General features: G+C 51.4%; 19 protein-coding genes. 15 read left to right on the forward strand and 4 right to left on the reverse strand.

Going from position 1 to position 20,744, the window contains the following annotated elements:
• Nucleotides 1-34 precede the first annotated feature (34 nt).
• A complete protein-coding gene (locus tag ACLO87_RS02660; protein ID WP_430222714.1) occupies nt 35-544 on the forward strand; it encodes an RNA polymerase sigma factor in 510 nt (169 codons plus the stop codon).
• On the forward strand, nt 528-1,523 hold the full coding sequence (locus ACLO87_RS02665) for a FecR family protein (protein ID WP_430222715.1): 996 nt from the start codon (nt 528-530) through the stop codon (nt 1,521-1,523). Before ACLO87_RS02660 ends, ACLO87_RS02665 begins: the two co-directional genes overlap by 17 nt.
• A 4-nt stretch (nt 1,524-1,527) precedes the next feature.
• Here the strand turns inward: ACLO87_RS02665 and ACLO87_RS02670 are convergent, their stop codons facing one another.
• A complete protein-coding gene (locus tag ACLO87_RS02670; RefSeq protein ID WP_135865088.1) occupies nt 1,528-2,388 on the reverse strand; it encodes a DMT family transporter in 861 nt (286 codons plus the stop codon).
• Nucleotides 2,389-2,503: 115 nt separating this feature from the next.
• Between ACLO87_RS02670 and ACLO87_RS02675 the strand changes: the two genes are divergently transcribed.
• The 6 genes from ACLO87_RS02675 (at nt 2,504) to ACLO87_RS02700 (ending at nt 12,191) form a co-directional block, all read left to right on the forward strand.
• Nucleotides 2,504-3,895 (forward strand): aminotransferase-like domain-containing protein, encoded by a 1,392-nt coding sequence (locus tag ACLO87_RS02675; protein ID WP_430222716.1) that lies wholly within the window; start codon nt 2,504-2,506, stop codon nt 3,893-3,895.
• A gap of 138 nt (nt 3,896-4,033) precedes the next feature.
• Complete coding sequence (locus ACLO87_RS02680; protein ID WP_430222717.1) at nt 4,034-6,484, forward strand: TonB-dependent siderophore receptor; 2,451 nt, start codon at nt 4,034-4,036, stop codon at nt 6,482-6,484.
• Nucleotides 6,485-6,516: 32 nt separating this feature from the next.
• Nucleotides 6,517-7,677 carry a YncE family protein gene (locus ACLO87_RS02685; RefSeq protein WP_430222718.1) on the forward strand — a complete coding sequence of 387 codons (1,161 nt, stop codon included), beginning with the start codon at nt 6,517-6,519 and terminating at the stop codon, nt 7,675-7,677.
• Nucleotides 7,678-7,716: 39 nt separating this feature from the next.
• Nucleotides 7,717-8,847 (forward strand): efflux RND transporter periplasmic adaptor subunit, encoded by a 1,131-nt coding sequence (locus ACLO87_RS02690; protein WP_135865081.1) that lies wholly within the window; start codon nt 7,717-7,719, stop codon nt 8,845-8,847.
• Entirely contained in the window at nt 8,841-10,811 is a 1,971-nt protein-coding gene (locus tag ACLO87_RS02695) for an ABC transporter permease (protein WP_135865079.1), read from the forward strand. The genes ACLO87_RS02690 and ACLO87_RS02695 overlap by 7 nt, the downstream gene beginning before the upstream one ends.
• A gap of 3 nt (nt 10,812-10,814) precedes the next feature.
• Nucleotides 10,815-12,191 carry an efflux transporter outer membrane subunit gene (locus ACLO87_RS02700; protein WP_430222719.1) on the forward strand — a complete coding sequence of 459 codons (1,377 nt, stop codon included), beginning with the start codon at nt 10,815-10,817 and terminating at the stop codon, nt 12,189-12,191.
• A gap of 20 nt (nt 12,192-12,211) precedes the next feature.
• Here the strand turns inward: ACLO87_RS02700 and ACLO87_RS02705 are convergent, their stop codons facing one another.
• Entirely contained in the window at nt 12,212-12,886 is a 675-nt protein-coding gene (locus tag ACLO87_RS02705; protein WP_135863735.1) for an alpha/beta hydrolase, read from the reverse strand.
• Between the two features lie 11 nt (nt 12,887-12,897).
• Nucleotides 12,898-13,434, reverse strand: a complete 537-nt coding sequence (gene yjgA / locus ACLO87_RS02710) for a ribosome biogenesis factor YjgA (RefSeq protein ID WP_135863733.1) — start codon at nt 13,432-13,434, stop codon at nt 12,898-12,900.
• Nucleotides 13,435-13,495: 61 nt separating this feature from the next.
• Here yjgA and pmbA point away from each other — a divergent pair, with 61 nt between their 5' ends.
• From pmbA to erpA, 7 genes are all read left to right on the forward strand, one after another.
• On the forward strand, nt 13,496-14,863 hold the full coding sequence (gene pmbA / locus ACLO87_RS02715) for a metalloprotease PmbA (RefSeq protein WP_135863731.1): 1,368 nt from the start codon (nt 13,496-13,498) through the stop codon (nt 14,861-14,863).
• A gap of 139 nt (nt 14,864-15,002) precedes the next feature.
• Nucleotides 15,003-16,109 carry a TRAP transporter substrate-binding protein gene (locus ACLO87_RS02720; RefSeq protein WP_135863729.1) on the forward strand — a complete coding sequence of 369 codons (1,107 nt, stop codon included), beginning with the start codon at nt 15,003-15,005 and terminating at the stop codon, nt 16,107-16,109.
• Nucleotides 16,110-16,291: 182 nt separating this feature from the next.
• Nucleotides 16,292-16,720, forward strand: a complete 429-nt coding sequence (rplM, locus tag ACLO87_RS02725) for a 50S ribosomal protein L13 (protein ID WP_135863727.1) — start codon at nt 16,292-16,294, stop codon at nt 16,718-16,720.
• A gap of 9 nt (nt 16,721-16,729) precedes the next feature.
• The gene (rpsI, locus tag ACLO87_RS02730) at nt 16,730-17,122 is read left to right on the forward strand and encodes a 30S ribosomal protein S9 (protein ID WP_135863725.1); all 393 of its coding nucleotides are present in this window, start codon (nt 16,730-16,732) and stop codon (nt 17,120-17,122) included.
• A gap of 175 nt (nt 17,123-17,297) precedes the next feature.
• The gene (gene argC, locus ACLO87_RS02735) at nt 17,298-18,368 is read left to right on the forward strand and encodes an N-acetyl-gamma-glutamyl-phosphate reductase (protein ID WP_135863723.1); all 1,071 of its coding nucleotides are present in this window, start codon (nt 17,298-17,300) and stop codon (nt 18,366-18,368) included.
• 47 nt (nt 18,369-18,415) lie between these two features.
• Nucleotides 18,416-19,171 carry a DUF6776 family protein gene (locus ACLO87_RS02740; RefSeq protein WP_430222720.1) on the forward strand — a complete coding sequence of 252 codons (756 nt, stop codon included), beginning with the start codon at nt 18,416-18,418 and terminating at the stop codon, nt 19,169-19,171.
• A 41-nt stretch (nt 19,172-19,212) separates the two neighbouring features.
• Entirely contained in the window at nt 19,213-19,581 is a 369-nt protein-coding gene (erpA, locus tag ACLO87_RS02745; RefSeq protein WP_135863720.1) for an iron-sulfur cluster insertion protein ErpA, read from the forward strand.
• A 30-nt stretch (nt 19,582-19,611) separates the two neighbouring features.
• Here the strand turns inward: erpA and ACLO87_RS02750 are convergent, their stop codons facing one another.
• A complete protein-coding gene (locus ACLO87_RS02750; protein WP_430223713.1) occupies nt 19,612-20,715 on the reverse strand; it encodes an anhydro-N-acetylmuramic acid kinase in 1,104 nt (367 codons plus the stop codon).
• Between the last annotated feature and the right edge of the window lie 29 nt (nt 20,716-20,744).

Consider the following 20,744-nt stretch of genomic DNA (forward strand, 5'->3'; position numbering starts at 1 on the left):
GTTTTTAAGTTTCTCATGTTGCCTGTTTCCTGCCATGCATAGCCGTCCTTTGTCAGTCAAAGGCTGGTTATCGTATTACACCGACCTGCTGGGTTCTTGGGTGAAAAACAATGCGTTGAAGCACGATGCTGAAGATGCAGCCCAAGATGCCATCATGCGCGTGTTGGCAGATCAGCGTGACAGTATTCAAGATCCCAAAGCCTATTTATTTAGGGCGGCCCAGAATCAGTTGGTCAGTGAAATCCGTAGACAGTCTCGCCACGAGCAGACGTCATTAGACTCGTTGTTGGAGCACGAGCACCCTCAAACCGGGGATATGGATATGTCGTTGCAGACCACAGAGTTGTTGGATGCTCTGTGTGAAGCGCTACAAGATTTACCCCTGAAGTGTCAGCAAGTCTTTCTATGGAATAAGATAGAGGGTTATACACAAGAAGAGGTCGCTAGACGCTTGGGATTAACGCCTAGCGCGGTGGAAAAGCATATGAAACGGGCATTGCGCCACATCCAACACCAATTGCAGGATTATGGACCGCATCGTTAAGCACAGTCCGCTCTCGCAGGAAAATATCCAGGAACAGGCCCTAGATTGGTTCACGCGCACCTGTTTAGGCTCACTCAGTGCTGAACAGTGCCAAGAGCGTGATCGGTGGCGTGCGCAGTATCCTGAGCATGAGGCGGCGTATCAGGCGTTGGAGACCTCTTGGAAACTAGCTGATGCATTACCTAAAACGGCTATGCACCGCTGGTTACGCCATAACGAACAGCAGGCCAAAAAACAGACCCGTCGTCGCATGCTAGGGTGGGGCGGTGGTGCCTTGGCGATGCTGAGTGTAGGGGCTGTCTTGCCCTTGGTGTGGCCCGCCCAGCCGTTGTTCACCGATGTAGTGGCATCTGCCAAAGGGCAACGGCGTGAGGTGATGCTGCCAGATGGCTCCAAAATTTTGCTGAATACCGATTCCGAGGTGGCTATTGCTTATTATGCCGACAGACGAGACATACAGTTTGTGCGTGGTGAGGCCTTATTTAGCGTACTGCCTGATGTGAATAGACCTTTTACCGTGCGTAGTGGCGAGTTGGATGTGCGCGTTGTGGGTACGCAGTTTAGTGTGCGCCAAGAGCGCAGCCAAACTTCCGTGGTGGTGCGAGAGGGGGTGGTGGAAGTGTTTCCTAGCACCTCTACAGGCTTAACGGGAGTGCGGTTATCCGCTGGTTATACGGTTGCTGCATCCGCAACGGCTATCGGTAATCCACAGCAGGTTGCTGTGGAAAGTGTATTGGCGTGGCAGCGAGGCAGGTTGGTTTTCCAAGACAATGCGTTGTCAGAAGTTGTGCGCGAGTTGAACAGGTATATGGCGCAGCCCATACAGGTACAAGACAAAGCATTAGGACGTATGCGGGTGTCGGGTACGGTAAGTGTAGAAAATCCAGATGCGATTTTGGATATTTTGCCCAAAATTGCTCCAGTCAGCGTTGTGCGTGTGCCGGAGCGAGGGGTATTTCTCTTGCCGCTTGGGGGCTAAGGACTTAGGCGTAGCGTTTAGCCAGAGCCACACAAAATACAGCGCCACAAGTAGCTAGGATCATGGACATGTTCACTTGTTCGTGCAGCAGCACCGCAGCCAAACCTAAGCCCATAAAAGGTTGCAGCAGTTGCAATTGACCTACGGCTGCAATGCCGCCCAGTGCTAGGCCTTTGTACCAGAAGATAAAGCCCACTAGCATGCTGAAAATAGACACATACCACAAGCCAATCCAAGCGGTAGTTGACGCTTCACTGAGGTTGTCAGGCCAGTAAAACACAGCGAGTGGCAGCATTAATGGCAGTGAGATGACCAAGGCCCAACTGATGACTTGCCAGCCTCCCAGGCGACGTGACAATTTAGCGCCCTCGGCATAGCCCAAACCACATACTACTACGGCCGCTAACATGAGCAGATCGCCCTCTATGGACATGGCGATGCCGCCTAATGCGGCATAGCTGATCACCGAAATGCTGCCTAAGAGAGAGAATAGCCAGAAAGCTGGGTGTGGTTGTTCGCCGCCACGTAACACACCAAAAATAGCGGTGCACACTGGCAGTAATCCAACAAACACTAACGCATGGGCTGAACTAATGTATTGCAGCGCTAAGGCGGAGAACAGTGGAAAGCCCAGTACGACTCCTATCGCTGTAATGAGCAGAGACATTAGGTCTGAGCGGACTGGACGCGGTTGTTTGAATGTGACTAACAAAAGTATAGCCAAAGCCGCCGCAATACAGCCACGAATACCCGTCAAAAATAGCGGTGGGATATCAACAACGGCAACGCGTGTGGCGGGCATGGAGCCAGCGAAAATAACAACGCCAATTAAGCCATTGACCCAACCACGGGTGGATGTGTTCATACGTACTCCTCAGGGATAGGAGTACAGTAAACCATGTGGTAGCGCTGCTACTCCATATACGGAACAGTACAGTTTTTAATAACTGTATTGGTTGGTTTGGCAGTACAGTGAGCCTATGACAGCTACTACTAAAACTCCCAGCCGCATCGAAATCGTGATGCAAACCGTGCGCAGCCGTATTGCCGCACGCCAGTATGTGCCAGGCGCTAGACTGCCTTCTGTACGCGCCCAAGCTACAGCCATGAACTGTTCTGTTTCTACGGTTGTAGAGGCGTATGAGCGCTTGGTGGCTGAGGGAGTGGTTAAGGCTAGGGCTGGGTCGGGTTTTTATGTGGTGGGTGTGATTGCACCGTTAGATCTGTCAGAGTTGGGTCCTAGGTTGGATAGAGAGATAGACCCATTGTGGTTATCTAGTCAGTCGTTGGAAACCAATGCCACCACATTGAAACCGGGTTGTGGGTGGCTGCCGCCTTCATGGATGTATGAAGAAGGTATGCGGCGTGCCTTACGGTATATGGCCAGAGGTGAGGCTAGCAGTTTGGTGGATTACGGTACGCCTCAGGGGCTGCCTGCACTGAGACAAGTGTTGGCGCGTCGTATGGCAGGTTTAAGTATTGAGGCCACGCCTGAGCAGGTCATGCTGGTGGATTCCAGTACACAAGCCATCGATTTGATTTGCCGTTTTCTGTTGGAAGCGGGTGATACCGTGGTGGTGGATGACCCCTGCTATTTTAATTTTCATGCCTTGCTACGTGCGCACCGGGTCAATGTGGTGGGGGTGCCTTATACCCCGCACGGGCCTGATGTAGCGGTGTTCAAACAGATCATAGAGCAACACAAACCGCGTCTGTATATTACGAACTCCGGTATTCATAACCCCACGGGCAGCGTATTGTCGTCAGTCACTGCACACCGCATTTTGCAGTTGGCTGAGCATGCCAATTTGACCATTGTGGAAGATGACCTATTTGCAGACTTTGAATGGCAGCCTGCCCCACGCTTAGCCGCGTTTGATGGGTTGGATAGGGTGATACATATAGGCAGTTTTTCTAAAACCTTATCTGCCGCATTACGGTGTGGCTACATTGCGGCCAAGCCAGAGTGGATTAGCGGGCTGACGGATTTACGTATCGCTACCAGTTTTGGAGGGGGGCGATTGGCGGCAGAAGTCACCTTACATGTGCTAACGGGCAGTGGCTATAGGCGTCACATGGAAACAGTACGTACCCGATTAGCGCAGGCGTTAGAGCGGTTATTACCACGTTTACGTAAGCTAGGGATTGAGCCGTGGCTAGTGCCTCAGGCGGGAATTTTTGTGTGGTGTAGGTTGCCGGATGGCGCGGATGCTACACGCATGGCACGCTATTGTTTGCAGCACGATGTGGTGCTTGCCCCAGGCAATGCATTTAGCCAATCACATCAAGCTGAAGATTTTTTACGCTTCAATATTGCACAGGCTGATGACCCGCGTTTGTTTGAGGTTTTAGCAAAAGCCCTACGACACTGATACATTTGGTTACTATTTAATAATGAGAATCATTGCGGAATAATTCTCGTTACAGCGTCTTAGTTATGACACTGCATACCCCATCAAGAGGGTAGCGATGAATGCAGTCACTACTACATGATGTCTGGAACGGGTGCAATGAACACGCAACATACAATAATTCAGGGTTGGATAAAACGGTCAAGTAAGTTGGGGCAGGTAGGACGGGAGGTGTGCTTAACGGCAGCATTGTTGGGCTTGCCAGCGGTGACAGGTACAGTACAGGCACAGACCACACCCGTGCAAATTAATTTGCCAGCACAGTCCTTAAGTGAAGCCTTAATACAGCTAGGTGAACAGGCGTCGCTACAGATTTTCTATTTACCTGAAACCGTGCGTGGGCTACAGGCTCCGGCGGTATCCGGTGTGTTAACACCAGACCAAGCGTTGCAGCGTTTATTGGCTGGCACCGGCATAGGGTTTAGTCGCGATGGTAGTCAGGTGTCGTTGTCGCGTACACCGCAAAGTCCTACTCAATTAGGCGCCGTTGTAGTCAAAGGGCGTACGGATTCCACGACAGAAGATAGCGGCGCGTACACGGCGACTGGCGATAGTGCATTGTCGTCCGCCTTGGATTTATCGCTACGCGAAACACCACAGTCTATTAGTGTGATGACCAATCAGCGCATGAAAGATCAGAACTTAATGCAGCTGGAAGACGTGGCAAAAAATACGGCGGGTTTGACCTTGTCTGAGTCAGGTATGGGGGGCTCAGACAGAACGATTTACGCTAGGGGCTTTGCGGTCAACACCATCATGGTGGATGGCGTGCGCATGGTTTCTAACTACAACAACATGTTCTTAACACAAGACATGAGCTTGTATGACCGTGTGGAAGTGGTGCGTGGTGCTACAGGTTTAATGAATGGTATGGGGAACCCCGGCGGTGCGATCAATATGGTGCGCAAACGCCCGTTGGATGAGTTCCGTACAGAAGTGCAGCTAGATTGGGGCTCATGGGCCAATAGACGCGGTATGTTCGATATCTCGTCGCCGTTGAATGAATCTGGTTCTGTGCGTGGCCGTATGATCGCCGTGGCGCAAGATACCAATGCCTACGTTGAGCGCTTTAATGCCAAGCGTAAAGTGTTCTATGGTGTGCTTGAAGCTGATGTGGGCGAGAACACGCTGATTCGCGGTGGTATTAGTCATCAACGTCACGATTTGCGTGGTCAGTCGGACAGTGGTTTACCTGTCTTTGATAGCAACGGTAATCCGCTAAGCTGGGGGCGCTCTCAGTCAGCGGCTGCGGAGTGGGCATACTCTGAGCGACGCAGCACTACCTTGTTTGGTGAGCTAGAACATCAACTCTCAGATAAGTGGTCTTTGCGTGTGAACGCCTCTAGGGTATGGACTGACTCTGACGAGTTCTTGGGCTATGCGGGGCGTGGCAACCCTGATCCGGTAACGGGTGCGGGCAGCGGTATCTGGACTACCCGTTGGGCTTACAAACCCAAGCAAGACTCGCTAGATGTGGCGGTGAAGGGCAGCTTCGATATGTTTGGGCGCGAGAACGAAGTCGCCATGGGCGTAGCGTGGTCGTACTCCACCAATGAAACGCCGTCTTACACTAATTGGTATCCACCGGGTTGGGATGGCAGTATTGATAATATCTTTACATGGGATGGCAGCAGTCCTGGTAAGCCGTACAACCCCGCAATTGGTACTCACTCCATGAGTGAGAAAAACCTGGGTGCGTATGCTTCTATACGTTTACGTCCTACTGAAGCTTTCTCTATTATTGCGGGTACGCGCTATGTGGACTGGCGACGTACTACAGGCAGCTTTAACTATGCTAAACAAACGGGCACCTCACTGCGCCGTACCGAATATGAGTTGGTGCCGTACTTTGGGCTGACCTACGACTTATCAGAAAACTGGACGGCTTACACCAGCTACACCACTATTTTCACGCCTCAAGACTACAAAAAAGTCGATGGCTCCTACATTGATCCCTTATCTGGCGAGAGCTATGAGGTGGGCTTGAAAGGTAGCTTCTTTGATGAGCGCCTGAATGTGTCGGGTGCGGTGTACCAAGTTAAGGAAGACAATAAAGCGGTTGCCTTGGTGGATCAGTATGCGCCTGATGGTTCGCCTGCCTATGAAGGAAAGTCGGGTACACGTACACGTGGTTTTGAAGTGGAAGTGGCTGGTATGGTGACTCCCAGTTGGGAGCTGGCCGCTAGCTTTGCGCAAAACAGCACAAAAGACCGTGCCGGTGAACGTTTAAACACTAACTTGCCGCGCAACACTTTTAAGCTATTTACTACCTATAGGGTAGACGGTGTGGGTGATGGTTTGACGCTGGGTGGTGGCCTGCGTTGGCAAAGCCGTATTTACAGTGACCTAACCGTCAGTGGTAAGAAAGTAGAGTCCGAGCAAAAATCATATGCGGTTGTGGATTTGATGGCGCGCTATGACGTGACAAAATCCACCACAGTAGGACTGAATATCAACAACGTTTTGGATAAGCGCTATAGAACGCGTACCGGCAATAGCTATTACGGTCAGCCGCGTGCCTTCATGCTGTCGCTTAGCCACCGTTTCTAACGACCAAATCATGTTTCTCTAAGGAAGTACTGATGATTACATTCAAAAAAACATTGGTAGCAACAGTAGTGCTGGCTTCTATGGGCGTGTTGGCAGGTTGCCAAAGCGTGCCTGAAGCGCGTCAACAGACAGTTATTGAGCAGTTGTCTAGCGTACCTATGCTACGCCAAGACACCATTGCTGGTGCGTATGAGGTAGCGGTGTCCCCAAGCGTGGATAGCGTGTTTGTCGCTGCTGTGCCTGCGTTTGAGCCTAACACTGGTGGTGTGGTGCACAGACTGGATCCGCGTAGTCTGCAAATTGTGCAGAGCATTCAGTTGCCACGTCGTTCGTTTGCATTGGGCGTTAACCCCACTTTAGACACTTTATATGTGGGCAATACCTTGGATGGCTCGCTGACAGTTGTGGATGCGAAGAGCGGTGCTGTAAAAGGCATGATCCAGTTGGGCGAGCGTGTTGTGGATGGCAAAGGCCAAGTGTCAGCACCACATACGCGTAAAGTGGTAGTGGATTCTCAGCGCAATCAGATCTTTGTGACTAGCCCAGACAGTGAAGGCCAAGTGTGGATTGTGGATGGTGCTACAAATAGCTTGCGTCACACCGTAGAGACCAATGGTCCATGGCCAGCAGGTGCGGCATTTGATCGTGCAAATAATCGCTTGTACGTAGGCCAAGGCGGCCTAAATGAAGTAGTAGTGATCAACCCAGAAAGTGGTGAGATCGTTAAGACGTTATCCACAGGCGATACCACCAGCACCAATCCTAAAGACTCCAAGCACTTCTTTGTGAACATAGCGATTGATGAGAAAAACCAGCGCTTGTTTGCTGCCGATGCCAACACAGGTTCGGTGTATGTGTTTGATTTGGGCAATGGCAAAGTGGTGCAGATTGTTCCCGTAGGTGAAGGCTTGCTGGATATTGCCTACAGCGAACAGCGTAATGAAATCCTTGCCACTAACCGTGGTGTGTCTCGTGGTAGCCCAGCGGGTACAGGTAGCCTGACAGTGATTGATGGCACTAACTATGGCGTGAACCGTCGCATAGATTTGCCCGTACATCCTAACAGCGTTGCGTTGTCTGCTAATGGCCAGACAGCCTATGTGACTGTGAAAGTGCCGCATGGCAAGGATCACCCGGCATGGCGCAAAGATGCACAAGACAGCATCGTACGTATTGATTTGCAAGGCGGCTAAATGCAGAAAGCTGGGAGATGTGGGCGCTGGTGCAAGCGCATGTTGTTTGCTGCGCCAGTGTTGCTGGTGGCAGGTGGGGGCTACATAGGGTGGAAATCTTCGGCGGCACAGCAGGTGGAAACTACTGTGGCAGAACGCGCCGATATTGCGATCACCGTAAATGCCATTGGCACGCTACAACCCAGCCAGTATGTGGATGTAGGTGCTCAGGTGTCCGGGCAGATTATGCGTCTGCCCGTACAACCTGGGGACAAAGTAGAGCAGGGTCAACTGTTAGTGGAAATTGATCCTAGCGTGCAGCAAGCCGTGGTAGATGCAGGTAGAGCAGCGTTACGAGGTTTAGAAGCGCAGCTACAAGAGCAACAAGCCAAAAACTTATTGGCACGCCAAATGCTGGCGCGTGAACAGCGTTTGCATAAAGTGGGAGCGACACGGGAAGAGTCGCTGCAGCAAGCGCAAGCGGAGCTATCGGTTACCGCTGCTAAGGTGGAACACTTGCGTGCACAAATTGCACAAAGTGAAGCTAGCCAGCGAGCCGAGGAAACACGATTAGGCTACACCCGCATTTATGCTCCTATGTCGGGTACGGTGGTGAGCGTCAAAGCACGGGAAGGCCAAACCCTGAATGCTACTTATCAAACGCCAGACATCTTGCGCATTGCCGATTTGTCGGTGATGACGGTATGGACGGATGTGTCCGAGGCCGATGTGCGGCAAGTGCAGCCGGGGCAGGCTGTGTCTTTTACGACGTTGGGGATAGAGGAAGAGCCTAGGCGTTGGCATGGCAAAGTGCGTCAGGTATTGCCAGCTCCGCCACAAACGACAACGGAAGGCGCAGAGGCGAAATCAGACACAGCAGTGACTTATACCGTGTTGTTCGATGTGGATAATGCCGATGCAGCATTGATGTCTCAAATGACGGCGCAAGTGACCTTCACGGTTTTGCAGGCTGATAACGTGTTGAGCATACCGATTGTGGCATTACAGCGTGATGCAGGCCAATCATGGGTATGGCGCATAGCGGCTAACGATAAACCCGTGAGGCAAGATGTGACGGTAGGGGTGCGTAACCGCCATTTGGTGGAAATAGTAGATGGTCTAAGCGAAGGTACCCAAATCGTATTGCGAGAAAATGAGCCAGAGCAAAGCTGGAGCTGGTTGCAATGGTAGAAGCCGTCACGCCGCTCATTGAGCTGAAGGCTATACGTAAACAGTACGGTGGGCTAGATGGGGCACCCGTAGTAGAGGTGCTGCATGGTATAGACCTGCGCATACACGCGGGCGAGTTCGTAGCCATTGTGGGGCAATCTGGGTCGGGTAAGTCCACCTTAATGCACATACTGGGGTGCTTAGACAGTCCCAGTAGTGGTGATTATTTTTTCCAAGGTAAAGACGTTGCGCGTTTGGATGCGGATTCCTTAGCGCGCTTACGTCGAGAGGCCTTTGGTTTTGTGTTTCAGGGCTATCACCTGATTCCTACCGAAAGTGCGCGCGAAAATGTGGAAGTGCCTGCTGTATATGCAGGTACGCCTATAGAGCAACGTAATGCCAGAGCCAGTGCGTTATTAGAGCGCTTGGGCTTAGCAGAACGGCAGGCGAACAGGCCACACCAACTGTCTGGTGGTCAGCAGCAACGCGTGTCTATTGCTAGGGCCTTAATGAATGGTGGCCATATTATTTTGGCTGATGAACCCACTGGGGCTCTAGATTCGCAAAGTGGCAAAGAGGTGATGGCCTTATTCCACGAGTTGGCGGATGCCGGGCACACCATCATTTTGATCACGCACGATAGATCAGTAGCCGCGCAAGCAAGGCGAGTCATCGAAATTCGTGATGGCCAAATTGTGGGTGACTCCGGTAAAGCGGAGCAGACCCAAGCGCCTATGCCTGATGCGTTAGCCAACTTTTGGGAACCTACTGCGCAGCCCACTGAACGTGCCGTACAGGGTGAAGAGTTACGCGAGGCATTACGAGCAGCATGGCGCACCATGCGTGTGAATAGAGCGCGCACCTTGCTGACTTTGCTGGGCATCATTATTGGTGTGGCATCAGTGATTGTGATGATGGCGGTAGGCGAAGGCGCGCGGCAACGGGTGATGGCACAAATGGGCACCATGGGCACCACCATTATGTATATGAGCGGGACTAAGCCTGTGACAGGTGGGCCGCGCGGCATATTAAGTGATGAAGATTTAGCTGCGGTACGTACCTTGCCGGAGATTAGCAGGGTAATGCCGGTGATTGGTGATCCTATTACCGTGCGCTTTGCGAATGTGAGTTTGCAGGTGTATGTGTTTGCCGCTAACGAGGAAATGCCCAGCATGCACCATTGGCGTGTAGCAGAGGGGCGTTATTACACGGCACAAGAAGACAAAAGCTTGGCTCCCGTTGTGGTGCTAGGCGCAGCCATGCGTAAACGATTTTTTGGGGATAAAAGCCCAGTAGGCGAATTATTACTTATTGGTAATTCACCTTTTGAAGTCATTGGCGTAATGGAAGAGCGGGGGGCCGATTCAGGTGCGCAAAGCTATGACGATATGGTGTTCATTCCCTATCAGGCTGGGCGCGCGCGCGTATATCAAGCACAGACGCAACCTGATTATGTAGTGATGGAAGCGGCATCGTCTGATGTGGTGTTTGAGGCAGAGCGATCGGTGCGTGACTTGTTGATGGCTAGGCATGGCGACCGAGAGGATTTCAGCATCGGTAATGCGGCTGCCCGTTTACAAGCAGAGGCGTCCACACGTCGTAGTATGACCATCATGTTGGGCTTAATTGCCGCCGTATCGTTGTTGGTGGGGGGTATAGGTGTGATGAACGTCATGCTGATGTCCGTCAAAGAGCGTACGAGGGAGATTGGTATACGCATGGCAACAGGAGCAAGACAACGCGATATTCTGCGTCAGTTTCTGACGGAGTCTATGGTGCTGACGGTGAGTGGCGGCATGACAGGTATTGCATTGGCAGCGTTACTGGGCATTGGCTTGGCTTTGGTGGGCATGGACATGGTGTTTTCTGTTAGTGCCATCGTGGGGGCTTTTGGGTGCGCCGTGATAACGGGGCTGGTATTTGGATTTATGCCGGCACGTACCGCTGCCAGAATGGATCCTGTGGTGGCATTGGCAGGTGAGTAAAACATGAAGACAGTCTATGTAATGCTGGGTGCGCTGTGGCTAGCAGGGTGTGCAGCCCTGCCTGCTGATGAAACGGAGAAAACCGTCAGCTTGCCTTCCGCGTGGCAAAGTACGCAGGTGTCTGAGGCAAAAAATAACGAGTTGCTTAGTGCAGCGTGGTGGCAAAGTTTCCAAAGCCCAGAGTTGTTGTCACTGTTGCAGCAAGTACAAACGCAGAACTGGGATCTGGAAGCTGCCGCCGCACGTATACGGCAGGCCGAGGCGCAAGCCCAAAGCGCGGGTGCTGCCTTGTGGCCAGATGTGAAGGTGGAGCTGTCTACTTCTAGAGAGGGGCGCTTGGGGGGCGATGCAAATTATGCTGGAGGGCGATTCGGCGCTGGTTTGCGGGCAGCCTATGAGGTGGACTTGTGGGGGGGCGTGCGAGCAGGCAGCGATGCGGCCACAAGTAGGTTAGTGAGGCAGCGGGCGTTGTGGCAGGCCACGCAACTGAGAGTCAGCACCGAGGCTGCCAAAGCATGGGTGGATGTACTGAGTCTGAATGAGCGCTTGCAGATTGCTCAGCAGAATCAAGCGGTAGCCTATGAGCTATTGCAGTGGATGACGCATCGTTCTGAAGCAGGTGCTGAGGATAAGTTGGCGGTAGTTAGGCAACAGCAACTGTGGGCGGAGCAACGCCAGCAGGTAGAGAGGCTGACTCAGCAGCAACATCAAGCACAGTCTAGATTGCAGATTTGGACAGGCACCTTAGGGGCATCTGAGACAACTGTTGCTAGCCGCTTAGAGCAGGTTCCTGTGCCTACGGTGGAGAGTGGTGTTCCATCACAGTTGTTGGTGCGCCGGCCTGATCTGTTGGCTGCCGAGGCTGAGTTACAGGCTGCCAAAGCTGATGTGCTTGTCGCCAGAGCCGCCATGCTGCCGCAGCTCAATCTATCGCTGTATGCCGGAGGCTCGGCTGGTAGTTTGAGTGATGTGTTGCGCAATCCCCTGTATAACGCTGCTGCCAATTTGTTGGCACCTATCTTTAATGCAGGCCGTTTAGAGGCAGGATATACGTTGGCACAAGCGAAGCAGCAAGAATTATTGATGCTGTATCAGCAGTCTATCGTGCAGGCTTTTGTGGAAGTAGAGGTGGCCCTAGAGGCTGTGGCTGGGCTGGCGAAACAAGAGGCGGTGCAACAAGAAATCGTGCAGTTGGCGTCTGAGGCTATGCGACTGGCGCAACAACGTTACGAGGCGGGGGCAGAAACAGCGCAAAGCGTATTGGAAACACAGCGGCAATGGTACCAAGCGCGTGATGTCGTGATTCAGCACAAGGCCGCTCGTTTGTGGGCAGTGATGGATTTGTATAGAGCATTAGGGGGCGGTTGGCCTGTGGCCTAGCCCCCTAAGATGGTGACGCGTTACTTCACCAGTACGCGTTGCAGGAAGTTGCTGATATCAGCCAGTTCTTCGGCACATACCGAGTGCGGCATCATGGGGTAGCTGTGCCACTCCACGTGATAGCCCAAGTCTTGCAGACGTTGACGCGATTGCTGTGCTCGGTCAATCAGTACAACAGGGTCTTGTGTGCCGTGTCCCATGAAAATGGGGGTGTCTTGGTTAGCTTTGTGGCGTTCTTTGTCCACTTTGTCTATCAGGGGTAAGTAGCCAGACAAACAAATCATGCCGGCCAGAGATTCCTCCAGGCGCAAACCCGTTTGCAGGGTCATGGCACAGCCTTGTGAGAAGCCAGCCAGCACGATGCGTTCAGTAGGGATGTCGCGTGCATTTTCACGCGCAATCAAATCTTGTACCGAGCTTTGTGATGCACGTAGACCACCTTCATCTTCATGGCGTACCAAGTCAGAGGTATAGATGTCGTACCAAGAGCGCATGCTCATTCCACCATTAATGGTGACTGGCTGTACTGGGGCATGAGGAAAAATAAAGCGTATTGCCAAATGCTTGGGCAGATGCAGTTCAGGAATGACGGGTGCGAAATCGTTGCCATCGGCACCTAACCCATGCAGCCAGATGACAGAAAACTCTGGGTTGGGGGCAGTTTCGATTTCAATGCACTCAAGTAAAGGGGTCATAACGGCTCCAGTTACGCAACGATGGATTTGATGGCTTGAAACAGGCTACGGAAGTGCTTGCGAGAAGGCTCTTTGCCTTCTGGTAGTACGGCGTTTTGCTCGGCTTCTTTACGTGCTTGACGTATGAGCGTACGCAATTCTTGCGCCTGATCTTGGCCGTAGGTGTTCAAGAACTCGGTTAAGGCATTATCATCACGCATGAGCAGGTCGCGTAATGCTTCCAGTTTATGCATGGAACGTGCCTGCTCCTTGGAACCGTTGGTCCAGATGTCCAACTGATGGCGTATGGCATCAGCGTCGACTTGGCGTAACAGCTTACCTACGTAAAGGATTTGGCGTCGTTTGCCTTCGCGTGCGGTACTGATGCGTTGTGCCTCTTTAATGGCAGCATGCAGTTTCTCGCCAAGGTCTAGTTGACGTAGCTTGCTATCCGGCAGCGTGATAAGCTCCTTGCCAAGATCCACCAGTTCATGCATTTCGCGTTTGACTTGGGATTTGCTGGGGCCATAGTAGCCGTTTTCATCGGGTTCCAGAGTAGGATCAGACATAATAGAGCAAAGAGTTATTCATTAATTGGCTATCATAACCGCCTGAGCGGAAAGAGTATCAATGACCACATCAACAATTTCCAGTTTGCCCATTGTGGAAAACCAGTCGCACTTCGCCGAATTGGCTGAAGAGGCGTTGAAATACGCGAAGAAACGCGGTGCTTCTGATGCGGCTGTGGAGGTTTCCGAAAGCAAAGGGCTCTCGGTGTCTGTACGCAACAGAGATCTGGAAACCGTAGAGCAGACTAGAGATCGTGGCTTGACCATCACAGTGTTTGATGGGCAGCGACGTGGCTCGGCCTCCACTTCGGATTTTGCGACTAAAGCCATTCAAGAAACAGTAGAGGCTGCATGGCATATTGCGCGCCACACCGCTACTGATGAATCTTCTGGGTTGCCAGAGAAAAAACTGTTGGCAATGGAATACCCAGACTTGCAGTTGTATTCACCGTGGTTGGTGGATGCAGAGGAAGCACGACGTTTGGCATTGCGCGCCGAAATCGCTGCACTGGAACGTAGCCCCATTATTACCAACAGCGAAGGCGCTTCCGTCAATAGCTCGGAAGGCCACTTTGTATTGGCGAACAGCAAAGGTTTTATGGGTGGCTATCCTTATAGCCGCCACAGTTTGTCGGTGTTGCCAATTGCTGGTCGTGGCGACAATATGCAGCGCGACTACTGGTACACATCCGCGCGTTGTGCCAGTCGTTTGGCAAGCCCAGAATCAGTAGGTGAATACGCAGCTGACCGTACTATGTCTAGGTTGTCGGCTCGTGCTATCAAAACTGGTCACTACCCTGTGCTGTTTGAAGCGCCGGTAGCGGTAGGTTTGTTGGGATCGTTGGTGCAGGCAGCCAGTGGTGGTGCACTGTATAGAAAAACGTCTTTCTTGGTCGACGCACTGGGTAAAGACATCTTCGCTAAACATTTAAGCGTGATTGAAGACCCGTACCGCTTAGGTGCGTTTGGTAGCTCACCGTTTGATAGTGAAGGCGTAACACCGCAACGTCGTAAGATCATCAGCAAAGGCGAGCTAAAAGGCTACTTCTTGTCTACCTACACCGCGCGCAAATTGGGTATGACCACTACTGGTAATGCGGGTGGCTCACACAACTTGTCGCTGATCTCCAGCCAAACACGTCCTGAAGACGACTTCAAAGAGATGTTGCGTAAACTCGGTACAGGCTTGCTGGTGACTGAACTAATAGGTCAGGGCATTAACTATGTGACGGGTGATTATTCCCGTGGTGCGTTTGGTTACTGGGTAGAAAACGGCGAGATTAAACATGCCGTAGAAGAAATCACTATTGCTGGAAACTTGCAGCAGATGTTTAAGGACATTGTGGCGGTGGGTGCCGATGTGTTTGATAAAGGCTCCAAGGCTACAGGCTCTGTATTAATCAGCAAAATGGCGATTGCGGGCAGTTAACGCATGAGACTTGTCATGTCTGTGCAATAAAGTGCGGTGCGGTTGCACAGAGAGTTTTAAGACAGTGTATTATCACCGAATCGGCAGGTGCGCTCAGTAGACACCTGCCTATGCTAAGAACGCCAAGGAGAAAGCAAACATGGAGCGTCGCTCATTTCTGAAGAAAGCGGGTGTAGGGGCCGTTGCAGGGACTACAGCAGCCTTTGCCGCACCAGCGATTGCGCAAAGCAATCCAAAAATTAACTGGAAGATGACTTCCACTTATGGGCCTTCACTGCCAGCACTGTTCGGTACAGCCCAGTTGTTTACCAAAATGGTAGAAGAGGCGACAGAAGGCAACTTCCAGATTCGTCTGTACCCAGCTGGCGAGATTGTTCCCGGCTTTGAGGTGATGGATGCTGTGGGTAACGGTACGGTGGAAGCAGGTCAAACTGCGTCTTACTACTTCTACGGTAAAGATCCTGCTTTTTCGTTTGATACTGCGGTGCCATTTGGCCTGAACGCACGTCAAATGGAAGCCTGGATGTACGAAGGCGATGGGATGAAGTTGATGCGTGAGCTGTTTGCTACACGTAATATTGTGAACTTCCCCTTGGGTAATACTGGTACGCAAATGGGCGGTTGGTACCGTAAAGAAATCAACTCCGTAGAAGACCTTAAAGGTCTGAAAATGCGTACAGCGGGTTTTGCTGGCGAAGTATTGGCGCGTTTGGGTGTGGTGCCTCAGCAAGTACCTCCAGGTGATATTTACCCATCCTTGGAAAAAGGTACATTGGATGCCGTGGAATTCGTAGGTCCAGTGGACGACGAAAAACTGGGCTTCCATAAAGTAGCTAAATACTACTACTACCCCGGTTGGTGGGAAGGTTCCGCACAGGTATCCCTGTACATCAACCAAGATGCGTTGGCTACATTGCCTAAGCATTACCAAGATATCATCGCGATTTGTGCTCGTGCAGCCAGCGGTAAAATGCTGACTACATACGACACACAAGGTCCTGGTGCATTGCGTCGTTTGATCGCTTCCGGTGCTGTACTGAAAGCTTTCCCACGTGACGTAATGGATGCATCGTTCGAGGCTTCTCAAGTTGTGTACAAAGAATTCTGCGACCAAAACGCAGGCTTCAAGAAAATTTACGACAACTACATGGCCTTCCGTGACGAGCTGGTGCCTTGGTTCCGCGTAGCTGAAGGCGCCTACGATAACTACTTAGGTATGGCCTTGGCAAATCGCCGCCGTTCCTAATTAGCGTTGCGCTGATACGGCAAAAAGCCCCTTAAGTCTATGCTTTTGGGGCTTTTTTGTGCTAATATCTTCTGCTTTGGCTTATCTGCTTTTGGCACGGGCGAATAATAACGTCTTGGCTAGGGTGGAAAGCAGCACTGTTGCAAAAGATATTTTGCAACCTTTTATACTTAGGAACCATCATGAAAACCTTCGTGGCTAAGCCGCTGGAAGTTCGCCGTGAGTGGTTTGTGATCGATGCCAAGGACAAAGTCCTGGGTCGTGTGGCCAGCGAAGTCGCACGTCGCCTACGTGGCAAACACAAACCTGAATACACTCCTCACGTTGATACCGGTGATTACATCATCATCATCAACGCAGCTGATATCCGTGTAACGGGTAACAAAGCTCAGGATAAAAAATACTACCGTCACTCCGGTTACGTAGGTGGTATTACAGAAACTAATTTCGAAACCATGCAAGAGCGTTTCCCCGGTCGTGCTATGGAGAAAGCGGTTAAAGGCATGCTGCCAAAAGGTCCTCTGGGTTACGCCATGGCCAAAAAACTGAAGGTATATGCTGGTGCAGAGCACCCACATACTGCTCAGCAACCTAAACCGCTGGAAATCTAAGGACAGATCATGATCGGTAATTGGAACTACGGTACAGGCCGCCGCAAATCTTCGGTAGCTCGCGTATTCATCAAAAAAGGCTCCGGCGCTATTGTGGTCAATGGTAAACCTGTAGACGAGTACTTCGCTCGTGAAACAGGTCGCATGATCGTTCGTCAACCTTTGGTACTGACAAACCACTTGGAAAGCTTTGACATCAAAGTGAACGTACACGGTGGTGGTAACAGTGGCCAAGCTGGTGCAGTGCGCCACGGTCTGACACGTGCATTGATCAACTTTGACGAAACGTTGAAAACAACGCTGAAACAAGCTGGCTTGGTAACACGTGATGCACGTGAAGTTGAGCGTAAGAAAGTTGGTTTCCACAAAGCACGTCGTCGTAAACAGTTCAGCAAACGCTAATCCTGTTTATGGCTTGGGCATGGCTTGCTATGCCCACCTCAACAAAACCCCGGTTATGCCGGGGTTTTGTTGTATGGCAACAGCGCTGAGCTCTTTGGGCGCGCTTTGCCTCATTGAGCTTCAATTTACTGCATAATAGTTTATTGTCTTTTACGCATTTTTCAGGGTTAGTGATATGGCTGCATCCGATACGGCGACACGTATTAAAGTAGGGATTGTTGGGGCGACTGGTTACACTGGGGTTGAACTGCTGCGATTGCTCGCGCTGCACCCTAACGCAGAAGTAGTTGCGGTAACGTCACGCCAAGAAGATGGCATGCCGGTAGCTGACATGTTCCCTAACTTGCGTGGCCATATTGATGCGGTATTTCAAACGCCAGATGCCGCACAACTGGAAAAATGCGATGTAGTATTCTTTGCTACGCCACACGGTGTAGCGATGAAGGAAGCCCGTAAGTTGCTAGAACACGGTGTAAAAGTTATAGACTTGGCGGCAGACTTCCGTATTCAAAATACAGACGTATTCCAACAGTGGTACAAAATGCCACACGAGTGTCCAGACCTGCTTAAAGACGAGTCTGTGTACGGTTTGGTTGAGCTAAACCGCGAGAAAATCCGCTCTGCAAAAATCATTGGTAACCCAGGTTGCTATCCTGTGACCGTGCTCACAGGTTTGTTGCCTGTGTTGGAAGGTGGCAAAAAACTGATTGATACGTCACGTATTATTGCGGACTGCAAATCAGGTGTGTCTGGTGCTGGGCGTACAGCCTCGCAAGCGAACTTGTTTTCTGAAGCCAGTGATAATTTCAAGGCATATGGCGTAGCAGGTCACCGACATCACCCAGAAATTTCTGAGCATTTGCAAACCATTCATGGTGCTGAGGTAGGGCTGACATTCGTGCCACACTTGGTGCCTATGATTCGAGGCATGTTCTCTACGATCTATGCGCGTATTTTGCCTGAAGCATTGGATACTGATTTCCAAGCCTTGTACGAACAGCGTTACGCCAACGAGCGCTTTATTGATGTGTTGCCTGCTGGGCGTTTGCCAGAAACGCGCACGGTTAAGGCCTCGAACAATGTGCGTATTGCGGTTCAGCGCCCAGGCAATGGTGATCAATTGATTATCTTAGTCGTACAAGATAACCTAGTAAAAGGCGCTGCAGGTCAGGCTGTGCAAAATATGAACGTGATGTTTGATTTGCCAGAGTCTACTGGTTTGGAACTGGTTGCTATTCTGCCTTGATGCAGCAAGGGCAGGGAACTTGTGCCATGAAAAACGGTCTCTAGACTATGCAAGAATCAGTCCCTCCCTCATCGCACGCTACGCGTTCTGGTAGTTTTAGTCGTATCCTTTCCTGGTGTTTCGCGCTGTTATTAGGCGTGGCTGGCGGAATGGCAATAGACGACTGGATACTGCCAGAGCCTTCTACTACTCAAGATTACGCATCTCAAGTGGCGATGCAGCAGCTGCAGCAGCAGTTGTATCAAGAGCAGTTAGAGGTAGATACACTGCAGGGACAACTGCAGGTAGAGCAAGGCACAATTAAAGGCTTGGAAGATGAACTGCAAAAAATGCAGTTGGAAAAAAGCCGCTTGGGCGAGCAGTTAGCGTTTTACGAAACACTATTGCCGCCAGGGCCTCAAGGTACCATCAGTATCCGGGCATTTGATGTGGAAATGATGGGGCCTTTGCTGCGTTATAAGGTATTGTTGCAACGTAGCATGGTGAACGGAAAGCCCTTTGACGGTACGATGTACTTTACTGCAGAAGGGCTGCGAAACGGTGAGCCTGTTTCTATTACGCTAGAAGAAGCCACGGCAGAATTGGCAGAAGGCCAAGAGTTGGGTACAGCTAACGCTGCGGTCACAGCCGGGAAGAACCAATTTCCCCTGAACTTCGAGCAGTTTAATAGAGAGCAAGGCTGGTTGGTATTACCCGACGACTTCCATATTCAGGCATTAACCATGAGTATTCTGGAAGGAAAAACGGTGCGAGCATCCCGTAAAGTGGAGCTGAATACCACAGAGGCGACAAGCGAATCGTAAAAGCTTAAAATAAATGACAAAGGTCATTGCTGGAGTATTGTATGAGTACCCTTACCGAAACTATTGATTTGCAGGCGCCTCCTGTTCCGTTGCTGTTTAGTGATGCAGCGGTGGAAAAGGTACGTGAGCTGTTGCTGGAAGAAGGTAACCCCGACTTGAAACTGCGCGTTTTTGTGCAGGGTGGTGGTTGTTCCGGTTTTCAGTATGGTTTCACATTTGACGATGTGGTGAACGACGACGATACCACCATCGATAAAAACGGCGTGCAGCTGCTGATCGACCCTATGAGCTTCCAATATCTGGTTGGGGCTGAAATCGATTACAAAGACGATATTGACGGTGCTCAATTCGTTATTCGTAACCCTAACGCATCCACCACCTGTGGTTGCGGATCTTCCTTCTCGGTATAAACGCTGGCTTGCGTACAACCCTGCCAATTATTAGGCCGGGTAGTACGCTCCAAGCATTACCGCATGATGTGCCCCGGTAACCGCCGGGGCATTTGCTTTGATGCCATGCATGTGAGCATGAGCAAGCCACGCAAAAGCCAGCGCTTCTACATGCTGGGGGTGTAGTCCCAGTACCTCGGTGCTGTGTACTGGAACGCCTAAGAGCTGTGTGATGCGTAGTAATAACGCATGATTGAATGCGCCACCACCACAGACTACAACTTCTTCTGTGCCTGCTGCATAGCGCTGTATGGCTTGGCTCACACTTTGCGCGGTAAGCTCCAATAAAGTGGCTTGAATATCTTCAGGGCTAGCGTTGGGGGCTTGTTGCGCTATATGGTGTTCTAGCCAGTTTGCATGGAATAGGTCGCGCCCAGTAGATTTGGGCGGGGCAATAGTAAACCAAGGCTCAGCAAGCATGCTATCTAATAGAGCGGGGATCACTGTGCCGCTGCTGGCCCACGCGCCAGAGGCGTCATAAGGCAGACCTTGGTGCTTACCTATCCAGTAATCCATTAGCATGCTGGCAGGCCCTGTATCAAAACCACGTAGTGGCTGGTTGGGGTGCAAGATACTAATGTTAGCGATGCCGCCTAAGTTCAAGACGACGCGGGGATGATCGCTGGCAAAAAGTCCGTGATGAACGCTGGGAACTAGCGGTGCGCCTTGTCCGCCAGCAGCAATGTCGCGGCTACGGAAATCGGCGATAACCGCGATGTTGGTTAACTCAGCTAGCAGAGCAGGAGCATTTAACTGAATAGTGAAGCCTAGTTCCGGGCGGTGACGTATGGTTTGACCGTGAGCGCCAATGGCGCGCACCGAACTGGCTGCTAGATTGTGTCGTTCTAGTAAGCGGTGGCACACGCTGGCATAGCAGTGTGTTAATTCAATAGCGGCTAGGTTGGCGCGTTCCAGTTCGTTATCGCCAGGACGATTTAAGTCCAACAGCTGTTGGCGTAACGATGGCGGAAGCTCGCACGAAGCGGCATCTACAATCACAGGAGTTTGGTCGTTGTCAAAGCGAGCCAACACAGCATCCACACCATCGGTACTCGTGCCGGACATTAAGCCTATATACAGTTCTGGTTGCGACATGGTCATAAAAAAACGGCACCGCTGTCGGT

It is taken from the genome of Paenalcaligenes sp. Me52 (genome assembly GCF_050487965.1).
Classification (GTDB): domain Bacteria; phylum Pseudomonadota; class Gammaproteobacteria; order Burkholderiales; family Burkholderiaceae_B; genus Paenalcaligenes.

Excerpts from the sequence above, each read along its gene's own strand:
- ACLO87_RS02660 (WP_430222714.1), top strand. The coding sequence starts at position 35 with ATGCATAGCCGTCCTTTGTCAGTCAAAGGCTGGTTATCGTATTACACC.
- ACLO87_RS02665 (WP_430222715.1), top strand. The coding sequence starts at position 528 with ATGGACCGCATCGTTAAGCACAGTCCGCTCTCGCAGGAAAATATCCAG.
- ACLO87_RS02670 (WP_135865088.1), bottom strand. The coding sequence starts at position 2,388 with ATGAACACATCCACCCGTGGTTGGGTCAATGGCTTAATTGGCGTTGTT.
- ACLO87_RS02675 (WP_430222716.1), top strand. The coding sequence starts at position 2,504 with ATGACAGCTACTACTAAAACTCCCAGCCGCATCGAAATCGTGATGCAA.
- ACLO87_RS02680 (WP_430222717.1), top strand. The coding sequence starts at position 4,034 with ATGAACACGCAACATACAATAATTCAGGGTTGGATAAAACGGTCAAGT.
- ACLO87_RS02685 (WP_430222718.1), top strand. The coding sequence starts at position 6,517 with ATGATTACATTCAAAAAAACATTGGTAGCAACAGTAGTGCTGGCTTCT.
- ACLO87_RS02690 (WP_135865081.1), top strand. The coding sequence starts at position 7,717 with ATGTTGTTTGCTGCGCCAGTGTTGCTGGTGGCAGGTGGGGGCTACATA.
- ACLO87_RS02695 (WP_135865079.1), top strand. The coding sequence starts at position 8,841 with ATGGTAGAAGCCGTCACGCCGCTCATTGAGCTGAAGGCTATACGTAAA.
- ACLO87_RS02700 (WP_430222719.1), top strand. The coding sequence starts at position 10,815 with ATGAAGACAGTCTATGTAATGCTGGGTGCGCTGTGGCTAGCAGGGTGT.
- ACLO87_RS02705 (WP_135863735.1), bottom strand. The coding sequence starts at position 12,886 with ATGACCCCTTTACTTGAGTGCATTGAAATCGAAACTGCCCCCAACCCA.
- yjgA (WP_135863733.1), bottom strand. The coding sequence starts at position 13,434 with ATGTCTGATCCTACTCTGGAACCCGATGAAAACGGCTACTATGGCCCC.
- pmbA (WP_135863731.1), top strand. The coding sequence starts at position 13,496 with ATGACCACATCAACAATTTCCAGTTTGCCCATTGTGGAAAACCAGTCG.
- ACLO87_RS02720 (WP_135863729.1), top strand. The coding sequence starts at position 15,003 with ATGGAGCGTCGCTCATTTCTGAAGAAAGCGGGTGTAGGGGCCGTTGCA.
- rplM (WP_135863727.1), top strand. The coding sequence starts at position 16,292 with ATGAAAACCTTCGTGGCTAAGCCGCTGGAAGTTCGCCGTGAGTGGTTT.
- rpsI (WP_135863725.1), top strand. The coding sequence starts at position 16,730 with ATGATCGGTAATTGGAACTACGGTACAGGCCGCCGCAAATCTTCGGTA.
- argC (WP_135863723.1), top strand. The coding sequence starts at position 17,298 with ATGGCTGCATCCGATACGGCGACACGTATTAAAGTAGGGATTGTTGGG.
- ACLO87_RS02740 (WP_430222720.1), top strand. The coding sequence starts at position 18,416 with ATGCAAGAATCAGTCCCTCCCTCATCGCACGCTACGCGTTCTGGTAGT.
- erpA (WP_135863720.1), top strand. The coding sequence starts at position 19,213 with ATGAGTACCCTTACCGAAACTATTGATTTGCAGGCGCCTCCTGTTCCG.
- ACLO87_RS02750 (WP_430223713.1), bottom strand. The coding sequence starts at position 20,715 with ATGTCGCAACCAGAACTGTATATAGGCTTAATGTCCGGCACGAGTACC.